Here is a 231-nt window from a genome sequence, read left to right on the forward strand (position 1 = left end):
GTAGTGGACGGCGCCGGTGGCCACCACCGGCAGGCCGGCCCGGCGGGCGGCGGCGAACAGGGCGTCGTTGCGGACGCTGTCGCCGGGGAGGCGGTGGTCGACCAGTTCGGCGTGGACGTGCTCGGCGCCGAACACCTCGGCCAGCCGGACCAGCCGTCGTGCCGGGTCGGTGGCGCGGGCGGTGGGCGCCGGGGCGGGGCAGCCGGGCAGGACCGCCCAGTGGCCGCCGCG

At 80.5% G+C, this 231-nt stretch carries 1 protein-coding gene; it reads right to left on the reverse strand.

What is annotated here, in order from left to right:
• The coding region (locus E0D90_RS26355) for a hypothetical protein (protein WP_130800376.1) at positions 1-231 on the reverse strand (231 nt) is incomplete at both ends.

The sequence above is a fragment of the Streptomyces otsuchiensis genome, from assembly GCF_004305975.1.
Taxonomy (GTDB): Bacteria; Actinomycetota; Actinomycetes; order Streptomycetales; family Streptomycetaceae; genus Streptomyces; species Streptomyces otsuchiensis.